The sequence below is a fragment of the Janthinobacterium sp. CG_23.4 genome (assembly GCF_029892305.1).
Classification (GTDB): domain Bacteria; phylum Pseudomonadota; class Gammaproteobacteria; order Burkholderiales; family Burkholderiaceae_D; genus Janthinobacterium; species Janthinobacterium lividum_D.
Genome location: NZ_JARXUX010000001.1, coordinates 2126801 through 2148562, shown reverse-complemented (window position 1 = coordinate 2148562; position 21762 = coordinate 2126801). Strand labels below are relative to the sequence as shown.

Sequence of the window (21762 nt, the reverse complement as noted above, 5' to 3'; positions counted from 1 at the left end):
GCCCCATATCAGGAAAGGTCGGCAGGCACTGGCGCTTCCAGCCACGCCAGCAGCTGGCGCAGCACGCCTGTGGCGCGCGCAAATTCGAAGTCGTCGATGGCGCAGGCCAAAAGGTGCAGGCGCTGCTGCTGGCCGTGCGGCGCCAGCATGACGGCGACCTGCGCCATCAAGGCGTCGTCCAGCTGCCCGCCTTCGAGGCTGGCGATGGCTTGCCGCAGCAAGGCCCCTGCGGCGCATGCATCGAGGGGTGCGCTGGCGAGTGCTGCGTGCGCCGGCGCCGGCCGGGCCTCGCCGCCCGACTCCAGTTCGCCGCCCAGCGCCATAAAGGCGGCCGCCAATTGCACCAGCAATTGGCCGACCGGTAACTGGCGCGCAATCGCCTGCTCGATGCGTCCCAGCAGGCTGTCGATGTGCACCAGGCACAAGTTGCCCGCTGCGCCCTTGATACGGTGCAGCAAATGGCCGGCCACGCTGCCATCGCCACGTTCCAGTTCCGTGGCCAGCATGGCAGCGCAGTCGCCATTGGCCTGCACGAAGCGCGTAATGGCCCGCTGCAACGCTTCGTGGCCGCCCCACAGGGCGCTACCGCGCGGCCAATCCACCTGGCCGGTGGCAGTACGCTCCACCGCACCCAGCAATGGCGGCGGCGGCATGGCCACGGCAAGATCGAGCAGGCGGGCGATTTCTGCCGTCAGCTTGTGCATTTCCAGCGGTTTCGAGGCGAAACCATTCATGCCCGCCGCCTGCGCGGCGCGCCGGTCCTGTTCCAGCACGCTGGCCGTCAGGGCGATGATGGGCGTCGGCTTCAAGCCCTGTTCGCGCTCGTACACACGGATCAGGCGCGTCGCTTCCAGGCCATCGATCCGCGGCATTTGCACGTCCATCAGGACGATGTCGAAGCTACCTTTGCTAAACTCGCGCACGGCGCTCTCGCCATCGCTGGCGGCGATCACCTGGTGACCGGCCGCGCCCAGGCTGATCAGGAGCAGCTCCACGTTTTGCGGCACGTCGTCGGCCGCCAGGATGCGCAGCGGCGGCAAGGCCACCACGGGCTGCTCGGTGCGACGCAACATGGCCTTGCCCGGCGCCAACGGCAGCAGCACGTGAAACACACTGCCCACGCCCAGCGTGCTCTCCACCGTGATGCTGCCTTGCATCAGTTCGACCAGTTGCAGCGAAATCGTGGTGCCCAGGCCCGTGCCGCCAAAGCGACGGCTCATGGAAGAATCGGCTTGCGTAAAGGGGGCGAAGATCTTATCCAGACGGTCGGCGGGGATGCCGATGCCCGTGTCGTGCACGGCAATATGCACCTGACCGTCCTGCATGCCGACGGCCACGCGCACATGGCCCACCTCAGTGAACTTGACGGCATTGCCGATCAAATTGGTCAGCACCTGCTGCACCCGGCGCGCGTCGCCCAGGAAGAACTGGCGCATGCCCGGATCGACATCCACCTGCAGCAACAGCCCACGCGCATGCGCCGTGATGCGCAGGGAGGCCGCCACGTGCTCGACTAAGTCCGGCAACGAAAAGTCCACCAGTTCCAGCTCGGTGGCGCCTTTTTCCAGCTTGGCCGTGTCGAGGATGTCGTTGAGCAGTTCGAGCAGGGATCGCGCGGACTGGCCCACCGTGCCCAGATGGCGGCGCTGCAGGCTGTCCAGGGCGGTGCCCAGCAGCACTTCCGTAAAGCCGATGATGGCGTTCATCGGCGTGCGGATTTCATGGCTCATGTTGGCCAGGAAGCTGGTCTTCGATTCGGCCGCCAGCTCGGCGCGCTCTTTCTCCGCGCGCAGGCTTTCCTGCATGGCGCGCCGCTCGCTGACGTCGGTGGCCAGCTTGACCACCTTGAACGGCTTGCCATCGGTGTTGAGGATAGGATTGTAGGACGCCTGTATCCACACTTCCCGCCCATGCTTGTCGATGCGCTTGTACTCGCCCGTATTGAATTGGCCATTCGCCAACTGCTGCCAGAAGACGCCATAATCTGGCGAAGTCACATAGCCCGCTTCGCAGAAGATGCTGTGGTGCAGGCCCAGCACGTCGTCGAGCTGGTAGCCGAGCAAGTCGAGGAAGTTCTGGTTGACTGCCAGGATGCGGCCCTGCAGGTCGAACTCGATAACGGCCATTGCACGCGAGATGGCCGTCACCTTGCCCTCATATTCGGCGTTGCGCAATTTGCTGTCCGTGATGTCGAGGATGACGCCGTCGATCCAGCCTACCACGCCGTCGTTATCGAGCACCGGGCCGCTGCTTTCACGCACCCAGCGCTCGCGCCCGTCGCGGTGTATCATGCGGTAGACGTTTTCGAAGTCGCGCCGTTCGCCGGCCGCCTGCACGCAGGTATCGTTGACACGCTGGCGGTCGTCCGGATGCACGAGGTCAATTATCCTCACTTTCCCATCCATGAAGTCCTGCGGCATCCAGCCTGTCAGGTTAAACACGGCATCGCTGATGAAAATCATCTTCCATTCGGGCGCATAGCTGCAGTGGAAGGATACGCCGGGAATATTACGTATCAAAGAGCGATACTGGCGCTCGCTATCCTTGAGCGCCTGCTCCATGCTGCGCGAAGAGCGCATGTCGGTGACGAAAGCGACGAAGAGCAGCTGCCCCGGCGTGTCGATCTTGCCGATCGCCACGCGCATGGGCAACACCGCGCCACTCTTGTGGCGGCCATCGACTTCGCCTCCGCTGTCGAGGATGCGCGATGAACCCGTTGCCAGGTAGTCGCGCAGATAAGCTTGGTACTGGACAGCGTCGGCCGTTTGCAGCAACACGCTTGCGTCACGCCCCACGATCTGCGCCTCGCGCCAGCCAAACAGGCTTTCCGCAGCAGGATTGAAAGAGCGCACCTTGCCCTGACCGTCAATGGTGATCAAGCCGTCGGCCGCGGTATCGACGATGGCGCGCAGGCGCGACTCGCTGACACTGGCGTGACGAAGCAGCTGGCGGTAGCGCAGCAAGCCGTTCGCGGCCGCCACGAAGACCGTCAGGGTGACGCTGATCAGAGCCACCGCCAGGGCCATGAACGAGGCCTGCACGGTAATGGTGTTGTCGCCCGCCGTGGGAATGCCGGAAAAGCGCGCTGCCAGCATGCCCGTGTAATGCATGCCGGAAATTGCCAGCCCCATCACCACGCTGCTCGACAGCAGCGCCGCTAACGGGCTCAGGCGCTGGCACAAGGCGCTCAGGCCGAAGCGTATCCACAGCGCCAGCATGGCCATGACGATAGCCACCAGCAGCGACAGGGCAAACAGCCAAGGTTCATAAAGCAGGGTCAGCGAGGTTTGCATGGCGGCCATGCCGCTGTAATGCATGGAACCGATACCGAGCCCAACGAGCACGCCGCTCACCGCCAGCTGGCGCCGGCTGATGCCCGGGCGCGCCAGCAAGTGCAGCGCTACCCACGAGGCGGCCACGCCTGGCAGCATGGACAGCAGGGTCAGGCTGGGGTCGAAGGAAACGCGCGTGCAAATATCGAAGGCCAGCATGCCGATGAAGTGCATAGCCCAGATGCCGACACCCAATGCGATGGCGCCCGTGATGATGGCCGTCTGGCGCTGGAAGCCCCGTTCGCTGCTGCGCGCCATGCCGGCGATCTGCAGGGCCATGAACGAGGCAAAGATGGCGATGCCGATCGAAAATAGCACCAGCCCGGCATCATGCGTGCCATAAACAGACGGCACGGTATCGGTCGAGAAGGCAAAGATGGAACTCAGCATACTATCGAAATATTAAGAGAGTAAAGCCCAAGGTCGCAAAACATGGCAGCGCACCGCGCGCCGCTGATTGGAATTTTTCCAAAGAACTAACACAGCGACAATGACAACGACAACTATCGCCCAAGGCGAGGCTCGGTCATCACGCCAGCGCCTGCAGCGCGGAAAAAAGGTGCTCTTTCAGGGAGAAAAAACGGAATGCGTACAAACCCTGGCGCGCATAGCTTGCCGCCAGCGTGACGATGATTTTTAAAAGCATCTTGAGTATAGTTACTTTGCCGACAGTTTCATAGTACTTCAGCAATGCAGTTATCATCAATGACAGCTATTGCGGCTGCCACGCGACAAGGGGCCGCTCAAGCGTTTGCTGCCAGCGTGCCGGCGACAGCTTGGCCGCCATCGCCCATCAGCCTGCGCATCGGCACGGCATGAGCGACGATGGCGTCGTTCGGATTGCATTTCCCACCGGCGGTCGCGATCCCCGCGATGCCCGGCGTGGCGCACGGTAGCGCGCACGCCACCCGCGCATCGATCAGTGCTGGCCGATCTTCATGATTTTCAGGGCATTCGTGCCGCCGACCTTGCCCATAGGCTCGCCCCAGGTCAGCACCACGGTGTCGCCCTGGGCCACGACTTGATGTTCCAGCAGCAAGTCTTCCGCCTGCTGCAAGACCTTGTCGCGGTCCGTGCCGGACGTCAGTTCCAAGGTGCTGACGTTGCGGTACAGCGCCAGCTTGCGGCGCGTGCCCACGCTCGGGGTCAGGGCGACGATGGGAATGTCGATGTTGCAGCGGCTCATCCACAGGGCCGTGGAACCCGACTCCGTCAAGGTGGCAATCGCCTTCACGCGCAAGTGGTGAGCCGTAAACAGGGCGCCGTAGGCGATCGACTGGTCGATGCGCGAGAACGTGGCGTTGAGGAAATCGGCGTCCAGCTTGCAAGTATCCCACTTTTCCGCATCCAGGCAGATGGCGGCCATCGCTTCCACCGTTTCGATCGGGTAGCGGCCCGAGGCCGTTTCCGCCGACGTCATGACAGCATCCGTGCCATCGAGCACGGCGTTGGCCACATCCGACACTTCGGCGCGGGTCGGCACGGCGTTGACGATCATCGATTCCATCATCTGTGTGGCCGTGATCGCCAATTTATTTGACGCGCGCGCCATCTTGATCATGCGTTTTTGCAAGGCCGGCACGGCCGCATTGCCCACTTCCACGGCCAGGTCGCCACGCGCCACCATGATGCCGTCGGAGGCGTCGAGAATCTCTTGCAGCGCAGGAATGGCTTCGGCGCGCTCGATCTTGGCGATCATCATCGGCTTGTGGTCCCACGCTTCGCCGGCAATATTGGCCAACTGGCGTGCCATCACCATGTCGGTGGCGTTTTTCGGGAAGGACACGGCCACGTAATCGGCCTGGAAACTCATCGCCGTTTTCACGTCTTCCATGTCTTTCGCCGTCAAGGCCGGCGCCGACAGGCCGCCTCCCTGGCGGTTGATGCCCTTGTTATTGGATAATTCGCCGCCGATTTTCACTGTCGTGTGAATTTCGCTGCCGACGACCTTGTCGACCGTCAAAACGATGAGGCCATCGTTGAGCAACAAAACGTCGGCGGCGCGCAGGTCGCGCGGCAATTCCTTGTAGTCGAGGCCGCAGCGCTCGAGGTTGCCCAGTTCGCCGTTTTCGCCCCATTTTGCGTCGAGGATGAAGGAAGCGCCGTTTTCCAGGAAAATCTTGCCTTCTTCAAACTTGCCGACGCGAATCTTCGGGCCTTGCAAGTCGGCCATGATGGCCACTTCGCGGCCGCACAGGGCCGCCGCTTCGCGCACCATGCGGGCGCGGTCGATATGGTCTTGCGCCTTGCCATGCGAGAAGTTCAGGCGCACGACGTCGACGCCGGCCTTGAACATGCGCACCAGGGTGGCGATATCGTTCGAAGCGGGGCCAATGGTGGCAACGATCTTGGTGGCGCGTTGCTGTACTTGCAGAGTCATAATGTGCTGCTTTCTATAATAAGTTGCGACTAGGGCCAGCCTGGTAGGCCGGCCATTCCGGGGCGCTCGATCAGCGCTGGCTTTTTGTTACTTGGCCGCCATCAGGGCGACCGTGGTATCGAGCATGCGGTTCGAGAAACCCCACTCGTTGTCGTACCACGACGACACTTTCACGAGACGACCCGAGACCTTGGTCAGGGTCGCATCGAAGTTCGACGAGGCCGGGTTGTGGTTGAAATCGATGGAAACGAGCGGCTCCGTCTGGTACGTCAAAATGCCTTTCAGCGCGCCCTCGGACGCCGCTTTGAGCAGTGCATTGACTTCCTCGACCGTGGTGTCGCGCTTGGCGATGAAGGACAGGTCGACCAGCGAGACATTAATCGTCGGCACGCGTACGGCAAAACCGTCGAGTTTGCCATTCAGTTCCGGCAAGACCAGGCCCACGGCAGCGGCCGCGCCCGTCTTGGTGGGTATCATCGAATGCGTGGCCGAACGGGCGCGGCGCAAGTCTTCATGCATCACATCGGACAGCACCTGGTCATTCGTGTACGCGTGCACCGTGGTCATCAGGCCCGATTCGATGCCGATGGCGTCATTGAGCGGCTTGACCAGTGGCGCCAGGCAGTTCGTGGTGCACGAAGCGTTGGAAATGACGGTATCGGTGGCTTTCAATACATGCTCGTTGACGCCGAATACGATGGTGGCGTCCACATCCTTGCCACCGGGCGCGGAAATGATGACTTTCTTTGCGCCCGCCTTCAGGTGGGCCGAGGCTTTTTCCTTGCTGGTGAAGAAGCCCGTGCACTCGAGCACCACGTCAACGCCCAGTTCGCCCCAAGGTATCAGGGCCGGGTCGCGCTGCGCGAAGACGCGGATGCGGTCGCCATTGACGATCATGTTGTCGCCGTCGATGGTGACGACGGCCGGAAACTTGCCGTGCACCGTGTCGTAACGCGTCAAATGCGCATTCGACTTGGCATCGCCGAGGTCGTTGATGGCGACGATCTCGATATCGTGCTGCTTGCCGCCTTCATACAAAGCGCGCAAGACATTGCGGCCGATGCGGCCATAGCCATTGATGGCAACTTTGATGCTCATGCTGTCTCCTTATTGTTTTCTAATGAGTTCGGAAAGCCAACCCACTGGCAAATACCGGGGTCGTACCCTGAGGGTACGACCCCAGCCCTCGCTCTTGGGTTTGCCTTAATCAACCACTATTTCTTAAACCCGCCGCAATACCGTTGATCGACAAATGAATGCCCGTGCGGGCCGCCGCATCTTGCTTGCCTTCGCGAAAACGCTTCAACAACTCCAGTTGCACGTGATTGAGCGGGTCGATATACGGGAAACGGTTGCGTATCGAGCGCTGCATCAGCGGGTTCGCTTGCTGCAACTCTTGCTGGCCCGTAATCAGTTTCAAGGCATCGAGGGTGGCCGCATATTCGGCGCGGATGCGCGTGAAAATAGCCTCGCGCAAGGCCTTGTCCTTGACCAGTTCTGCATATTGGCCGGCGATGGCGATGTCACTCTTGGCCAGGACCATATCCATGTTCGACAGCAGCGAGGTAAAGAAGGGCCAATCCGTGTACATGCCGCGCAACACGTCCGCGCCGTCCGCCGGATGGGCGGCCAGGTAGGCTTGCACGGCGGAACCGAAACCAAACCAGCCCGGCAGCATCAAACGGCATTGGGCCCAGCTCAAGACCCAGGGGATGGCGCGCAAATCCTCGATGGACGTGGATTTCTTGCGCGAGGCGGGACGGCTGCCGATATTGAGCGCGGCAATTTCCGCAATCACCGTCGACTCCCAGAAGTACTGTTCAAAGCCATCCGTGCCGTAGACCAGCTCACGGTAAGCGTTCAGGGCCGTGCCGGACAGCTCTTCCATCGCGGCCAGGTGTCCCGCGCTGGCCGACGCCTTCGCTTGCAGCTGCGCCTGCGGCAGCAGAGTCGACTGGATGGTGGCCGCTACCAGCACTTCCAGGTTGCGCCGCCCCACTTCCGGATTCGCATACTTGGCCGTGATGACTTCGCCCTGCTCCGTCAAGCGGATTTGCCCCTGCACGGCGCCGGCCGGCTGAGCCAAGATGGCTTCATAGCTGGGGCCGCCGCCGCGCCCCACGGAACCGCCGCGCCCGTGGAACAATCGCAGCTTGACCTGGTGTTGCTTGAAAACCGACACCAGCTCGATCTCGGCCTTGTAGAGTTCCCAACCGGACGTGAGGAAGCCGCCGTCCTTGTTGCTGTCCGAGTAACCGAGCATGACTTCCTGCTGGTTAGCGCGCGACGCCAGCAAGCCCCGGTAAAACGGCAAGCCAAAGGCGTGCGCCATGATGGCGGGACCGGCGCGCAAGTCGGCGATGGTTTCGAACAGGGGGATGATGTTGACATCGACTGTGCGGCTATCCTGGCGCAGCAAGCCCACTTCTTTCAGCAGCAGCGCCACTTCCAGCAAGTCCGACACGCTGGCGGCCTTGGAAATGATGCAGTTAGGCACCGATTCCTTGCCATATTTGATGTGAGCTTCGCGCACGGCGCGGAAAATGTCGAGTTCAGACGTGGTTTCTGCCGAATATTGCGCATACGGCGACGTCAGCAAGCGTGGCGACTCCAGCTCGGCGAGCAGCACGGCGATGCGCTGCTCTTCATCGAGATCCAGATACACGAGGCCCGGCTGCGCTCCCGCAAACAGTTCGCCCACGACACGCTCGTGCACATCGGCATTCTGGCGCAAATCGAGCGGCGCGAGCGAAAAGCCGAAGACCTTGACGGCGCGGCGCAGCTGGCGCAGCCGGCCCTGGGCCAGCGCGCGCAAGCCATTGGCGACCAGCGAATCACGAACCACGTCCAGGTCGGCCAGCAACTGGCCTGCACCAGCGTAGGGCTGCACCTCGTCGGCTTGCTTGCCCGCATGCTCGCCCTTGCTGGAGAACACGCTGCGCGTCGCATCCAGGCGCGCATGGATGCCGTGCAGGGCGCGGCGGTACGGCTCGTCGACGCGGTGCGGCGAGGCATCGGTCGAGCGTTCGGCCAGCGCGCGCAGCGGCTCGCTGCAGGCATTGAGTATTTGCGCCAGCGACAGTTGCGACGCGAGTTTGCGCAATTCACCGAGGTAGAAATCGAGCACCTTGTCGGCCTGCGTTTGCAGGGTGCTACGCAAGATGTCTGCCGTGACGAAAGGGTTGCCGTCGCGGTCACCGCCTATCCAGCTGCCAACCTTCATGAAATTGGGTAATTCTGCATCTTCCCAGCGGGCATCGCGCTGGGCCAGCATGGTTTCCAACGAGGAATACAATTTTGGCAGTTCGCGCAAGATGGTGTGGTCATAGAACGACAGGCCATTGGCCACTTCATCCATGACGGACAGTTTGCTCGTGCGCAACAGGCGCGTCTGCCACAGGGTAACGATGCCGCGGCCCAGCGCTTCTTCGTTTTGCTCGGCCTCTTCCGGCGTCATTTGCACGCGGTCGCGCTCGCTTAACAGGCGCGCGATGGCCATCTGGCAATTCTGGATGCTCTTGCGCTGCACTTCCGTCGGATGTGCCGTGAAGACGGGGCTGACGAAGGCATCTTCAAAGAACGCTGCCAGCGCATCGGCCTTGCCGGCGTCAAACACATTGCCGACGGCATGACTAAGGCTACCCTGGCGCGGCGGCGAACCGGCGATCAAATGGGCGCGCGTGCGCCGGATGTGATGTTGGTCTTCTGCAATATTGGCCAGTAGCGAAAAATAGCTGAAAGCGCGCGTCAATTGCGTGGTTTCTTCCTGCGACAGCGCTTGCAGCGCGTCCGACAGCTGCGCACGCGCCGCTGCATCATTATCGCGACGAAAACGGATCGCCAGCTGGCGCACATGCTCGATGCGCTCAAAGGCGGTCTCGCCCAAGTGGTTGCGGATGGCGTCGCCCAGCAGACGGCCCAGCTGACGGATATCGCTGCTCAACAGCTCGTCTTTCACTTCATTCATTGGCATGGTATTCATTTCCTGGGGCGGACACGGCGGCACCGCACAGATTGCGTCGTACGCGTTTCCCGGCCAGGGAAACGCCCATCATTCATTTTGTAGTAAATTTACTTCACCATCTCACCATCCTCTTGATTTTCATCAATAAAATCCATAATCAATGAGCCGCGAAGGGCTCGCACGGTGTTTGCCAGGGTGACAATATGAAAATTTACTACGCATTTAGACGAAAGGCAATTAACTTTTGTCTTTCCAGGATGAAAAGTGACGGCGCAAGTCACATATAGAGGCACTGTCCTGTATGCTGGCGGCTGAAACAAGGATGTCATCCACATCTTTCACCCACCGGACAAACCGTGGCGCGCGCAATGCCTTGAGGCCGAGTAGCAAAGCTGTGCCAATGCATGGTGAGCATCGCAGGCTGCCAAGGCATCAAGCTTCAAGCGCTGCAGGCTTGCCGGGTGCTTTACTCTCTTCTCCCATGCGACTGACTGCCTATACCGACTATACCCTGCGCACCCTGATGTACCTGGGCGTGCACCGCGACCGGCTGGTGACCATCCAGGACATCGCCGACTTGCATAGCATTTCAAAAAATCACTTGATGAAGGTGGTGCACCAACTGGGCCTGTCAGGCATCGTCGAAACGGTGCGTGGGAGGAATGGCGGCCTGCGTCTGGCGCGCGACCCGGCCCAGATCAATATCGGCATGCTGGTGCGCGAGACGGAAAACGATTTTTTCATGGCGGAATGTTTTAACCAGGAAAACAATACCTGCCCACTCACGCCAGATTGCCTGCTGAAAGCCAAGCTGGGCCAAGCCACGAGCGCCTTCCTGGCCGTGCTCGACACGGTCACCCTGGCAGCCATCCTCGAACCCGCAGGCAATGTGCCAGCGGCAGCGGCGGGCGTGATTCCCCTGCACCTGGCAAAGTAAGCACGCAGCGAGGCACCTTGGACGGTGCGCTAAAACAACAATGCCCGGCAAGCCGGGCATTGTTTTGTTCAGCAAACAGCTAATGCATTAATGCATCAATGCGCGCTGGCACCTGCAGCGCCGATGCCCGTCTCGGAACGCATTTGCTGCGCTTCGTAACCGGCACGGTCGATGCGCGCACGCGGGCTCTTGTCGAGCACCGAGAACAGCCAGATGCCGACAAAGCCTGCCGTCATCGAGAACAGCGCCGGCGAAGCGTACGGGAACAGCGCTGCCGGATGGCCGAGCACGTCGACCCACACGGACTTCGACACGATCGTCAGCGCTACCGCCGTGATCAAGCCCAGGAAGCCGCCGATGGTGGCGCCGCGCGTGGTGCAGTCTTTCCACAACACTGACATGAACAGCACGGGGAAGTTGGCCGAGGCGGCGATGGCGAAGGCCAGCGACACCATGAAAGCGATGTTTTGCTTCTCGAAGGCAATACCCAACACCACGGCGACAATACCGAGCACGATCGTGGTCACGCGCGACACTTTCAATTCATTCGCGCCAGTAGCCTTGCCCTTCTTGATGACGGTGGCATACAGATCGTGCGACACGGCCGACGCGCCCGACAGTGTCAAGCCCGCCACGACGGCCAGGATGGTGGCAAACGCGACCGCCGACATGAAGCCAAGGAACACATTACCGCCGACAGCCTTGGCCAGATGCACGGCCGCCATGTTATTACCACCTAACAACTTACCGGCAGCATCCTTGAACTCGGGATTGGTGCTCACCAGCACGATGGCACCAAAGCCGATGATGAAGGTCAAAATGTAGAAGTAGGCGATCCAGGTAGTGGCCCAAAACACGGATTTACGCGCTTCCTTGGCGCTAGGCACCGTGAAGAAACGCATCAGGATGTGCGGCAGGCCAGCCGTACCGAACATCAGCGCCATGCCAAACGAGATGGCCGAGATCGGGTCCTTGATGAAGGAACCGGGGCCCATGATGGCTTCCTTGGCGGCATGCACGTCGACCGCCTTGGCAAACAGCGCTTCCGGGCTGAAATTAAATTGCGCCAACACGGCGACGGCCATGAAGGTAGCACCGCCGAGCAGCATCACAGCCTTGATGATCTGCACCCAGGTAGTCGCCGTCATGCCACCAAACAACACGTAGATCATCATCAATGTCCCCACCAGGACGACGGCGATCCAATATTCGAGGCCGAACAGCAGTTTGATCAACTGACCCGCGCCGACCATCTGCGCGATCAGGTAAAAGGCCACCACGACGAGAGTGCCGGAAGCCGAGAAAATGCGGATCGGCGCCTGCTTGAAGCGGTAGGCGGCGACGTCGGCAAAGGTGTAGCGGCCCAGGTTACGCAGGCGCTCGGCCATCAGGAAAGTAATGATGGGCCAGCCGACCAGAAAACCAATGGCATAGATCAAGCCATCGTAGCCGTTCAAGAAAACGGCGGCGGAAATACCGAGGAAGGAAGCGGCCGACATATAGTCGCCTGCGATGGCCAGGCCATTCTGGAAGCCGGTGATGCCGCCACCGGCCGTATAGAAATCGGAGGCTGACTTGGTCTTCGCTGCCGCCCACTTGGTAACGAACAGGGTGAAGATGACGAAGGCGGCGAACATGATGATCGCCGTCCAGTTGGTGGGCTGCTTGACTGCCTGGCCGAGGTCGGCGCCGGCCGCCAGCACGCTGCCGCTGACGCCCGCCAGCGAGATCAAGGCTGCCAGGCAGGCGAATGTGCGTTGCGTCAATGGGCGGCGATTCATGCTTGCACCCGTGCCTGGATGGCGCTGGTCAGGTCGTCGAATTGCTTGTTGGCCCGGCGCACATAAATGCCGGTAATAACCACGGTAAACACGATGACGAACAGGCCTATCGGCATGCCCCAGGTCATCACACCAGTGCCCGTTTTAGTGGCGAGAAATTCCTTGTTGAAGGCGATCAGCAAAATGTAGCCATAGTAGGCCAGCATCATCAGACCCGTCAGCGCCCAGCCGAAGCGCGAACGCACTTTGACCAATTGATGATAATTGGGATCGCCCTTGATTTTTTGTACCAAATCGTCTTGCATGGTGTTGCCTCCGTTATGTAAAAATCTGCTCTTTTAGTGTTGAGCTTAGGTTCACAATACCGCGCGAGGCTTACCCGCCCCTTACGGCAGCGGTTTTTTCTCACAGGAGCAACACAGGGCTGGCAAGGTCAGTTCAGCGCGGCTGCGGGGCCGAAGAATTCATGGTGTGTCTGCTGTTCCGGCACGCCCAACTCGCGCAGGTATTGTTTAACAGCGCGCATAAAGGGCTGCGGGCCGAGGTAGTAGACATCGACGTCGCGCGAGGCGGGCAGCCAGTGATCGAGCAGCTCTTTATCGAGCAAGCCAAGCGCATCGGGCGCTTCTGGCTCGCCGCCATGTTCCGCATAGCAGTAATAGCGCTGCAGTTGCGGGTACTGCGCGGCCAGTTCGTCGATCTGCGCGCGGAACGCATGCACGCCCTGCTTGCGCGCCGCGTGAATGAAATGCACGGCACGCTTGCCGCGCAGGGCCGCCGTCAGCATCGGCAGGGTCGGGGTGATGCCCACGCCGCCGCTGATCAGCACCAGCGGCTTGTCGCTCTCTATCAGCACGAAGTTGCCCGCAGGCGGCGTCAGTTGCACGGTCGCGCCGACCTGCACGTGCGCGTGGAAGAAATTGGACACCTTGCCACCGTGCTCGCGCTTGATGCTGATACGGTACGTGCGACCATTACTGGCGGCAGAGAGCGAGTATTGGCGACGCATGGCCACGCCATCGACAGTAACCAGCACACCAATATACTGACCGGGCGCAAAGTCGAGCACGCACTGGCCATCGGCGGGCGCCAGCAGGAAGGAAGTGATCTCCTCGCTTTCCACATTTTTGCTCTGCACGATGAAGTCACGCGCGCCGCTCCAGCCGCCCGGTGCGGCGGCCTGCGCCTTGTAAATGCGCCCTTCTTCACCGGCCAGGATGTCCGCCAACTGGCCATACGCCGCGCCCCAGGCATCGATGACGGCGTCGCTGGCCACCTCGGCGCCCAGCACCTCGCGGATGGCTTGCAAGAGGCTGGCGCCCACCAGCCGATAATGCTCGGCGCGGATTTGCAGGGCCACGTGCTTGTTGACTATGGTAGCCACCAGATCGCCGAGCGCGGCAAGCTGGTCGATATGTTTGGCATACATCAGCACGCCATTGGCCAGCGCGCGCTGCTGGTCGCCGCTATGCTGGTGCGCCTGGTTAAAGTACGGCAGCACTTCGGGATGGTCGCGAAACAGATTCTTGTAAAAGTGGCGCGTCAGCGCTTCACCGCCCTGTTCGAGAATCGGGACGGTGGCCTTGATAATGGCGCGTTGTGCTTGGGTCAGCATGTAAAACTCCTGTGGGTATAGGTATAGCTAAGCTAGCGTTAGCTAAAGTAAGCAAAGTAAGCAAAGTAAGCAAGGAAGGCGGGGAGCGGGCCGGCGTTTCAGCAACCGGGGTCTGAGCATGCGTCTCGCGCTAGAGACCTGCGCCGGCGGCGACAAATAGTGCTGCGCGAGGGGCAGGTACCGCTGTTTGAATCGAGTGCTAACCGTGGCGCTCTTCTGTGCTTGCGTGTTGCCAGTGTAGCGGAATATGCTTAAACATGCAAACCATATACATCTTTATGCGCCATTGCCAGCATGGCACAGCAGCGGCAGCGCGTGCTAAAAAAAGCACGCGCCCGGTGGATACTCGGGCAGGCAGAAAAATGCGCGTGGCGGGAAAGTTTAGCGCAGGATGGCGGGCGCCACCGGCAAGGTTTCCAGGGCGATGAAGGCGTCCAGCGCGCGGCGCATCTCTTCGAACACTTGCTTGCCGTACGCCGCTTCCAGATGCTCATATTGCAAGTCGATCAGCTTGCCCATCTGCAGCAGCAAGCTCGCGCCCGCTTCCGACAGCTGCACCTTGCGGCGGCGCTGGTCGCCTTCGAACTTGCTGCGCCCGATCAGGCCGATTTCTTCCATGCGCGCCAGGATGCCGCTCATGCTGGGACTGGAAATCTGGCAGATATCGCACAGCTCGCGTGGTTCGAGGGTGGGGCTTTCATTGAGCGCGCGCATGATGCGCCACTGCTGCTCGGTCACGCCGAAGTGATTGAGGATGGGGCGGAAGTGCTGCAGCAGGCTGTCGCGGGCCTTCAACAGCAATTGCGGCATGTTCGGGTAACGGATAGGTAGCTGCAAGCGGAACTCCCTGAATGGCCAGCAAAAGAACGTCATTATACGGCCCGCCCCGTATCCACAGCAGGCCGGCAACGATGTATTTTTCGCTACGCCCGCTCTTCCCCGCCAGCCGATTCTTCGCGCGCATGCGCGTGTACGGACCACAGCACGCCCGCCGCCAACAAGACCATGGCGCCCCACTCCAGCGGTCGCGGCATGCGCTGCGCATACAGGAAACCGTACAGTAACGCGAACAGGGTTTCCGACAGGATCAGCTGGCCCGACAGGGTCACCGGCACCAGACGCGACGCCAGGTTCCACAGGTAGTTGCCGACCACGGATGCGCCCAGCGCCAGCAGCAGGCACACCAGCCAGAACTGGGACCAGTTGCGCGTCGGCACCGCGTCGGCAGCGCCCGCCTGCTGCAGCGCCAGCACTACGGCACCGACAATCAAGGCGATGACACCGCTGGCCAGGCCATACAGCATGGCCCATTCCACGGCACTGACCTGCGCGTGGCACTTGAGGAAGCGGGCATTGTCGAGCGCATACCAGGTCCAGCAGGCGAGCGCACAGACGGCGCACAGTACGCCGAGCAGTTTTTGGGCCAGGCTGGCGCCGTCCGTGCCAGCACCGCCGGCATGGCTGAAGATATCGAGATTGATACAGGCGATGCCCATTGCCACCACGAGCAGCGGCAAGGCCAGGCGGCGCAAGGGCGGCGCGCCGTGATCCTTGCGCCCGAAAATCGTCACGCTCAGGGGCAGCAAGCCGATAATGAGCGAAGTAGCCGCCACGCCCGCCAGCTTGACGCCGTAGCCCAGCAGCAGGTAATACACGACGTTGCCCGACAGCGCCTGGCGCAGCATGGCCAAGCAGTCGTCGCGCCGCAAGCGCCGCAGCAGGGGCAAAAGGCGCGGCAGCATCAGTGCGGCCGCCAGCACGCCGTAGCAAATGTAGCGGCCCACCATCAACTCGAGCGGAGAAAAGTCCGGCAGCAAGACCGGCACAATGAAAACGGCGCCCCAGAAGGCGCCGGCCAGCAAACCACACACAATCCCACGCCACATGGCCGCCACTCTCGCGTCATCATTTCAAGTGCGACAGTATGGCATGCGGCGCCCACTGCCGTCAGCCCCTGGCTTTTCCCGGATCGGGATCCGTATTGACGCCTTTTGCATGCGGCCAAAGACCATTTACGCCAGATCGACCCAAGGCACGGTGTCTTTGGGGTCCAACCGGGCGCCGCGATTCGCAGCTTTTGGCGCGCAAACCCGCGCGATAGTGGTAGTGTCAGGCTGCAGCATGCGGTGGAAGGTGGAAGCGGGTTGACTATTGAATCATTTCTACGCATAGCGCTAAGTGCTGCTTTTTCCTCTCTTCGATCATGTCCATCAGCCTGCGCCCCGTCACGACCGACAATTTTGACAGCCGCAGCGAACTGCCACTGCCACCCCAGCAGCGCGACTACCTCGACAGCAACGATTCGCGATGAACGTAGGCAAGGTCAGCAAGGTGGGCAAGTCGGGCAAGAATGCGCAAGATGCGCTAAGCTGCATCCGCCCTACCACTTTACAAGGACTAGCATGACCCTGATCGTCGTCGCCACCATCGATGCCCACACCGACCATATCGACGCCGTGCGCGTCGCCCTGGAAGCCGTCGTCCCACCGAGTCGCGCCGAAAGCACCTGCCTGCGCTACGAATTACACCTCGACAACAAGATGCCGACGCGCTTCATCATGCTCGAAGAATGGGCCGACAAGGCGGCGCTGACGGCGCACGAAGCGACGCCCCACTTCAAGGCGCTGGTGGCCGCCGTGGGCGACAAAGTCGTCAAGATCGACGTGGCGGAGTTAAGCAAGCTGAAGTAAGGCGCACGCTGAAATTCAATCGCGCGTTCCCCAAAGAAAGTTGTCACTTATAATCTGGCAACTTTTTTCATGGCATATCATGACCGTACTTTCCTCGATACACGGCGCTTGCGCCGCAGCCGTCTTGGCGCTCTGTACCAGTGCCGCCGCGCAAGCGCCCATGCCCAAGCTGGTGGGCGAGTACCAATTGCTCTCGTCGAGCACCGTGCCACCGAGCAGCTGGGGCTATGCCAAGGCCCGTGTTTCCATCAAGCAGCTCGATGACCAGCATCTGTTGATACTGCTCGCCTGCGAATGGAAACGCGAACCGAAGGCCGTCTGCGGCGACTATTTCTATGCCCAGTGGCGCGACGATGGCTTATATCTGCAGGATATGAACACTTTCGCCATGCGCCTGTATTTCGATCCAGCGTCACACAAGCTCACCATCATTTCGCGCGGCGCCGATGCCAAGCAAAGCGTGCGCCATGAGGTGTTCAGCGCAACGACCGCGCCACTCGTCGACCCGGCGCTGGCGCGGCGCATGAAGCGCGAGCAAGCGAATGCCGACAGCAAGGAAAACCGGCGCGTGTTCGGCCCCTACACCAAGTGGGACTACCGGGAAAACCGCATCGAATTCCAGCGCCAGGACGTGACGGCGCAGTAATATCGCGCTTGCGGCATGCACACCGTACAAGCGCGCGCGGGGCCGGATCGCCGTGTTTTATGCGCCTGTTTGATGCGCCTGTTTGATGCGTCTGTTTGATGCGCCTGTTTTATGCGCCTGTTTTATGCGCCTGTTTTATGGTCCTGCCTGATGGTCCTCTTTTAAAGGGTATCGAGCCTGTCGAGCATCGTGGCCGCCTGCTGCCGGAAGGCGGCGATCGCCTCCGCGTCCATCTTTTCCAGCTGGCGATAGGCCATGCCGATGCGGGGATTGCGTTCCAGGGTGTCCGCATTGCGGTGGAAGAAATCCCAGTACAGGGCATTGAAGGGACAGGCGCGCTCGCCGATGCGCGCCTTTTTATCGTAATGACAGCCTTTGCAATAATCGCCCATGCGGTCGATATACGCAGCGCTGGAGACATACGGCTTGGTCGCCAGCAGGCCGCCGTCGGCGAACTGGCTCATGCCGACGGTGTTGGGCAGCTCGACCCACTCGAAGGCGTCGATATAGATGCCCAGGTACCAGCCATGCACCTTGGCTGGATCCAGACCGGCCAGTAGCGCGAAATTGCCGATCACCATCAGGCGCTGAATGTGATGCGCGTGCGCCTGCTCCAGCGACTGGGTAATCGCCTGCGACAGGCAATGCATCTTCGTCTTGCCATCCCAAAACCATGCCGGCAGCGGGCGCGTGTGGCCAAAGAAATTCTTCTCCGCATAGCCGGGCATATTGGCCCAATAAACACCGCGCACATACTCGCGCCACCCCAATATCTGGCGGATGAAACCCTCGACTGCGGCCAGCGGAGCATGGCCGGCGTGATACGCCGCCTGCGCCCTGGCGACGACTTCGCGTGGCGACAGCATTTTGACATTGAGCGCAAACGACAGCAGGGAATGAAACAAGCGCCAGGCCTTGCTGCTCATCGCATCCTGGAAATCGCCAAAATACGGTAATGCCCGGCCGATGAAGGCATCGAGCTGCTGCAGCGCTTCATCGCGATTCAGCGCCCACGCCAGCTGGTCGGCCTTGGGGTTGCCGAAGCTGTTGACGCCTGCGGCGACGATGGATGCCCATAATTGCCCATGGTCGTGCAGCGTGCGCGCATCTTGCGGCTCGGCAGGCGTGCCGCGCCAGGGCTTGCGGTTATCGTGATCGAAGTTCCACTGGCTGCCAACGGGCTTCTTCGCGTCTTCCATCAGCACCTGATGCTTGCTGCGCATCTGACGGTAGAAAAACTCCATCAGCCATTGCTTGCGTCCGGCGAAAATATCGGCTGCCTCGTTGCGTGTCGTATAAAAATGCTCGCTGTCGACCATCCGCCAGGGGACGGCCGAGCGTCTTCCCGCCTGGTAAAGCTGCTGGTCCAGGCGCCACTCGTCGGGTTGCTGGTATTCGAAGGCGCTAGCGTCATAACGGGTAATCAGCGCTTCAATATTGTCCGGTATCGAGCGCCTGCTTTCCGCCTCGTCGATGGCGATGTAATGCACGTTGTGGCCGAGCTGACGCAACTGGCGCGCCAATTCGCGCATGGCAGCGAAGATCGCCAGGATTTTCTGCGCATGGTGCAGCACATAATCGGTTTCCTGCCTGACCTCCATCAAGACATAGATGGTGGCGGCATCGACTTCGGTGAACCAGCGGTGCTGGGCATTGAGCTGGTCGCCGAGTATCAGGCGCAGCGTGGGCTTGGTTGAGGTCATGATTATTCTATGCAATGGTTGAATTGGCCGGAGTGGCGTCGCTTATCCTTGCGGTGCCGGCTGCGGCGCGGAAGCAGGAACGGGCGCGGGAGCGGGCTCGGGCTGCGCCTTGCCATGCGTTTCCTGCTCGGCTTCGACCGGCATGGCCAGCGGTGCCGACGGCACGCCTTCTTGCAACAATTCTCCCGGCTCTTCCACCGGTTCGTCCTGTGCTTCCTCGACCGGCTGCACAGCGCGCAGCGGCGGTGGTGGCTTGCCACCGGGGAAGATGGCGTCACGCGACAGTTTGCCCGTGTCCAGCGCCGCCTTGAAGAAGTCGCCCACCACCAGCACGGCATTATGGCCGCCCTGCCCCCAGTAATTGCTGCGCATGCTCACCCTGGCGTCGTTAAAGCCGACCCAGGCGCCGCCCACCAGTTCCGGGTGCATTAAAATGAACCAGCCATCGGCATTGTTTTGCGTGGTGCCGCTCTTGCCCGCGACGTCGGAGCGGATGCCGAAGCGGCTGCGGATGGCCGTGCCCGTACCGCGGTCGATCACGCCGCGCATCATGTCCGTCAGGATGGCTGCCGATGCCGCCTGCATGGCGCGCTTGGGTTTGTCTTCGCCGAAACGGGCGATGACCTTGCCCTCGCGGTCCGTGATGTGCGTGACGACGAACGGCAGGCGCGCCTCGCCCTGGGCGGCAATGCTGGCGTAGGCGTTGACCATTTCCAGCAAGGTCACGGGACTGGTGCCCAGCGCCAGCGACGGCACTTTTTCCAGCTTGCTGTCACGGATGCCCAGCGCGCGCGCCAGCTTGATGATGGGAGGCAAGCCAACATCCTGCATCACTTGCGCCGTGATCGTGTTTTTCGAGTAGACGAGGCCATCGCGCATACTCATGTCGCGCCCTGTGGTGCCGCTCATGTCGGTCGGGCGCCATAGCGTGCCGTCGGCCGCCTTGATATCCGTCACGGCATCGCGGTAGACGTGCTCGGGGCTCAAGCCTTTTTCCAGCGCAGCGCCATACACGATGGGTTTGAAGGTGGAACCGGGCTGGCGCGCCGCCTGCGATACATGGTCGAATTGCTCGCGCGCAAAGTCGCGGCTGCCGACCCAGGCGCGCACGGCGCCCGTGGCCGGGTCCATGGCCGCAAAACCCGCTTCCAGGCGCGTTTTCGACTTGCGCAGGGCGGCCATGAAGGCGCGGTCGCCCTTCAGCTGTGCCAGCGCCGCCTCGGGCGCGGCGCCGGTGCCTGTCAGCTTGCGGTAGTCGGCCGATTCGCGCACGAAAGCGTCCAGCAGGGCCGGATGCGATTTCCAGAAATAATCGAACGGCACGCTGCCCGCCTGCATGCCCGCATACATGCCGGTCGAGGTGGACGACGGCATGCCCGCGCGGCTCCATTCCACGTCGGCAATCGCCTGCAAGGCATTCGCCTGGCGTTCCACGGCGCGCTCGGCCGCCTGCTGCAAAGCATGGTCGAGCGTGGTGTGCACCACCAGCGCATCGAGTGCCAGGTTGTAATCGTTCTCGTCGGCCCAGTCGATCAACCACTTGCGCACATAGGCCGTGAAATGGCTGTCCGACTGCGCCCGCTCGCTCTGGCGTTCGAAATGCAGGCGCAGCGGGCGCTTGAGCAACTGTTTGTAGCGCGCCTCGTCGATGACAGCATGTTTGCACATCTGCCCCAGCACCACATTGCGCCGCTGCAGCGAGCGTTCGGGATTGCCGACAGGATTGTAGTAATTTGTGCCCTTGAGCATGCCGACCAGGGTGGCGCTTTCCAGGATGTCGAGGCGCGACGCGGACTTGTCGAAATACGTGCGGGCCGCCATCTCGATGCCATAGGTGTTGTACAGGAAGGGCACGGTATTCAAATACGCTTCCAGGATTTCCGTCTTGCTGTAGGTGGCCTCGATCTTCAGCGCCGTGATCAGCTCCTTGAGCTTGCGGTTCAGGTTGCGCGAGCGGCCTATTTCCTCTGGAAACATATTACGCGCCAGTTGCTGCGTGATGGTGGAGCCTCCCTGGGGCTTGCCACCGGCCGTGTGCACAATGGCGCCGGCCGTGCGGGTGAAGTCGATGCCATGGTGGTCGTAGAAGCGATGGTCTTCCGTGGCAATGAGCGCGCTGATCACATTGGGCGAAATCTGCTGCAAGCTGACGCGTTCCTGCAAACCCTGGTCGAAGCGGGCCAATTCCTTGCCATCGGCGCTAACCATGCTGCTCGGTGCGGCCGCGCGCGCCTGGCGCAAGTCGTGGATGCTGGGCGTCAAGGGTATCAGCAGCAGCAAGTATACGACCAGCAGCGCCAGCACGGCCAGCATCAACCATGAGGCCAGCACCAGCGCGCGCCGCACCGGCGGCAAGGTCATCAAGTACGCATGGCCGCGCCGGTACAGCAGCACTGCCTTTACCCACGCCACACCGGCCAGGCGCCTCCCCTGCGCGCGCGCCTGTATCAACGCCTGCCGCGCTTTTGCCTGAAACTGCTCCGTGCCTGATGCCATGCTTGTAACCTTGTCTGATGCCGGATGATCCGTTTGCGCAAGTATATAGGGCGGGCAATGTGGCGGGATGGAAATAAGTAAGCGCAAGGACGGAAGATGACAGGATTATTGCCCAGACTGCGTCCCGCGTATAAAAGCGTCTTCCACCAGCAGCAGGGCGGCGCCCATCTGCGCACCACCAAACTTATCCTTATCCTTAGTCATTACGTGCAGGCGCT

General features: G+C 61.3%; 15 protein-coding genes. 3 read left to right on the top strand and 12 right to left on the bottom strand.

Annotated features, from left to right (window positions below):
- Positions 1-8: 8 nt before the first annotated feature.
- From H4V96_RS09740 to ppc, 5 genes are all read right to left on the bottom strand, one after another.
- A complete protein-coding gene (locus tag H4V96_RS09740; protein ID WP_196855400.1) occupies positions 9-3722 on the bottom strand; it encodes a PAS domain S-box protein in 3714 nt (1237 codons plus the stop codon).
- Between the two features lie 139 nt (positions 3723-3861).
- Positions 3862-4023 carry a hypothetical protein gene (locus H4V96_RS09735; protein WP_196855401.1) on the bottom strand — a complete coding sequence of 54 codons (162 nt, stop codon included), beginning with the start codon at positions 4021-4023 and terminating at the stop codon, positions 3862-3864.
- Positions 4024-4251: 228 nt separating this feature from the next.
- Positions 4252-5712, bottom strand: a complete 1461-nt coding sequence (gene pyk, locus H4V96_RS09730; RefSeq protein WP_196855402.1) for a pyruvate kinase — start codon at positions 5710-5712, stop codon at positions 4252-4254.
- An 87-nt stretch (positions 5713-5799) separates the two neighbouring features.
- Entirely contained in the window at positions 5800-6810 is a 1011-nt protein-coding gene (gap, locus tag H4V96_RS09725; RefSeq protein ID WP_196855403.1) for a type I glyceraldehyde-3-phosphate dehydrogenase, read from the bottom strand.
- A 109-nt stretch (positions 6811-6919) separates the two neighbouring features.
- Positions 6920-9685 carry a phosphoenolpyruvate carboxylase gene (gene ppc / locus H4V96_RS09720; protein WP_196855404.1) on the bottom strand — a complete coding sequence of 922 codons (2766 nt, stop codon included), beginning with the start codon at positions 9683-9685 and terminating at the stop codon, positions 6920-6922.
- A gap of 472 nt (positions 9686-10157) precedes the next feature.
- Here ppc and H4V96_RS09715 point away from each other — a divergent pair, with 472 nt between their 5' ends.
- Complete coding sequence (locus H4V96_RS09715; protein WP_010397774.1) at positions 10158-10613, top strand: Rrf2 family transcriptional regulator; 456 nt, start codon at positions 10158-10160, stop codon at positions 10611-10613.
- Positions 10614-10708: 95 nt separating this feature from the next.
- Here the strand turns inward: H4V96_RS09715 and H4V96_RS09710 are convergent, their stop codons facing one another.
- The 5 genes from H4V96_RS09710 to H4V96_RS09690 form a co-directional block, all read right to left on the bottom strand.
- Positions 10709-12394: a cation acetate symporter gene (locus H4V96_RS09710; protein WP_010397772.1), complete on the bottom strand. Its 1686-nt coding sequence runs from the start codon at positions 12392-12394 to the stop codon at positions 10709-10711.
- Positions 12391-12699 (bottom strand): DUF485 domain-containing protein, encoded by a 309-nt coding sequence (locus H4V96_RS09705; RefSeq protein ID WP_010397770.1) that lies wholly within the window; start codon positions 12697-12699, stop codon positions 12391-12393. Before H4V96_RS09705 ends, H4V96_RS09710 begins: the two co-directional genes overlap by 4 nt.
- 128 nt (positions 12700-12827) lie before the next feature.
- A complete protein-coding gene (hmpA, locus tag H4V96_RS09700) occupies positions 12828-14009 on the bottom strand; it encodes an NO-inducible flavohemoprotein (protein WP_196855405.1) in 1182 nt (393 codons plus the stop codon).
- A gap of 381 nt (positions 14010-14390) precedes the next feature.
- A complete protein-coding gene (gene hpaR, locus H4V96_RS09695) occupies positions 14391-14846 on the bottom strand; it encodes a homoprotocatechuate degradation operon regulator HpaR (protein WP_280720891.1) in 456 nt (151 codons plus the stop codon).
- Between the two features lie 86 nt (positions 14847-14932).
- On the bottom strand, positions 14933-15895 hold the full coding sequence (locus H4V96_RS09690) for a DMT family transporter (protein WP_196855406.1): 963 nt from the start codon (positions 15893-15895) through the stop codon (positions 14933-14935).
- A gap of 516 nt (positions 15896-16411) precedes the next feature.
- Here H4V96_RS09690 and H4V96_RS09685 point away from each other — a divergent pair.
- Together H4V96_RS09685 and H4V96_RS09680 are read left to right on the top strand one after the other, a co-directional pair.
- A complete protein-coding gene (locus H4V96_RS09685) occupies positions 16412-16699 on the top strand; it encodes a putative quinol monooxygenase (protein WP_196855407.1) in 288 nt (95 codons plus the stop codon).
- Positions 16700-16778: 79 nt separating this feature from the next.
- Positions 16779-17345 carry a hypothetical protein gene (locus H4V96_RS09680; RefSeq protein ID WP_196855408.1) on the top strand — a complete coding sequence of 189 codons (567 nt, stop codon included), beginning with the start codon at positions 16779-16781 and terminating at the stop codon, positions 17343-17345.
- A gap of 161 nt (positions 17346-17506) precedes the next feature.
- On the opposite strand, the gene H4V96_RS09675 is transcribed toward H4V96_RS09680, so the two are convergent.
- Positions 17507-19048, bottom strand: coding sequence for a cryptochrome/photolyase family protein (locus H4V96_RS09675; RefSeq protein WP_280720890.1), 1542 nt, complete (start codon positions 19046-19048; stop codon positions 17507-17509).
- 42 nt (positions 19049-19090) lie between these two features.
- The gene (locus H4V96_RS09670; protein WP_196855410.1) at positions 19091-21544 is read right to left on the bottom strand and encodes a transglycosylase domain-containing protein; all 2454 of its coding nucleotides are present in this window, start codon (positions 21542-21544) and stop codon (positions 19091-19093) included.
- Positions 21545-21762: the final 218 nt, after the last annotated feature.

Bases quoted from the DNA above. Each gene is read 5' to 3' on its own strand.
- gap (WP_196855403.1), bottom strand. From the start codon at position 6,810: ATGAGCATCAAAGTTGCCATCAATGGCTATGGCCGCATCGGCCGCAAT.
- H4V96_RS09740 (WP_196855400.1), bottom strand. From the start codon at position 3,722: ATGCTGAGTTCCATCTTTGCCTTCTCGACCGATACCGTGCCGTCTGTT.
- H4V96_RS09680 (WP_196855408.1), top strand. From the start codon at position 16,779: ATGACCGTACTTTCCTCGATACACGGCGCTTGCGCCGCAGCCGTCTTG.
- H4V96_RS09690 (WP_196855406.1), bottom strand. From the start codon at position 15,895: ATGTGGCGTGGGATTGTGTGTGGTTTGCTGGCCGGCGCCTTCTGGGGC.
- hmpA (WP_196855405.1), bottom strand. From the start codon at position 14,009: ATGCTGACCCAAGCACAACGCGCCATTATCAAGGCCACCGTCCCGATT.
- H4V96_RS09715 (WP_010397774.1), top strand. From the start codon at position 10,158: ATGCGACTGACTGCCTATACCGACTATACCCTGCGCACCCTGATGTAC.
- H4V96_RS09685 (WP_196855407.1), top strand. From the start codon at position 16,412: ATGACCCTGATCGTCGTCGCCACCATCGATGCCCACACCGACCATATC.
- pyk (WP_196855402.1), bottom strand. From the start codon at position 5,712: ATGACTCTGCAAGTACAGCAACGCGCCACCAAGATCGTTGCCACCATT.
- H4V96_RS09670 (WP_196855410.1), bottom strand. From the start codon at position 21,544: ATGGCATCAGGCACGGAGCAGTTTCAGGCAAAAGCGCGGCAGGCGTTG.
- H4V96_RS09705 (WP_010397770.1), bottom strand. From the start codon at position 12,699: ATGCAAGACGATTTGGTACAAAAAATCAAGGGCGATCCCAATTATCAT.
- H4V96_RS09675 (WP_280720890.1), bottom strand. From the start codon at position 19,048: ATGACCTCAACCAAGCCCACGCTGCGCCTGATACTCGGCGACCAGCTC.
- ppc (WP_196855404.1), bottom strand. From the start codon at position 9,685: ATGCCAATGAATGAAGTGAAAGACGAGCTGTTGAGCAGCGATATCCGT.
- H4V96_RS09710 (WP_010397772.1), bottom strand. From the start codon at position 12,394: ATGAATCGCCGCCCATTGACGCAACGCACATTCGCCTGCCTGGCAGCC.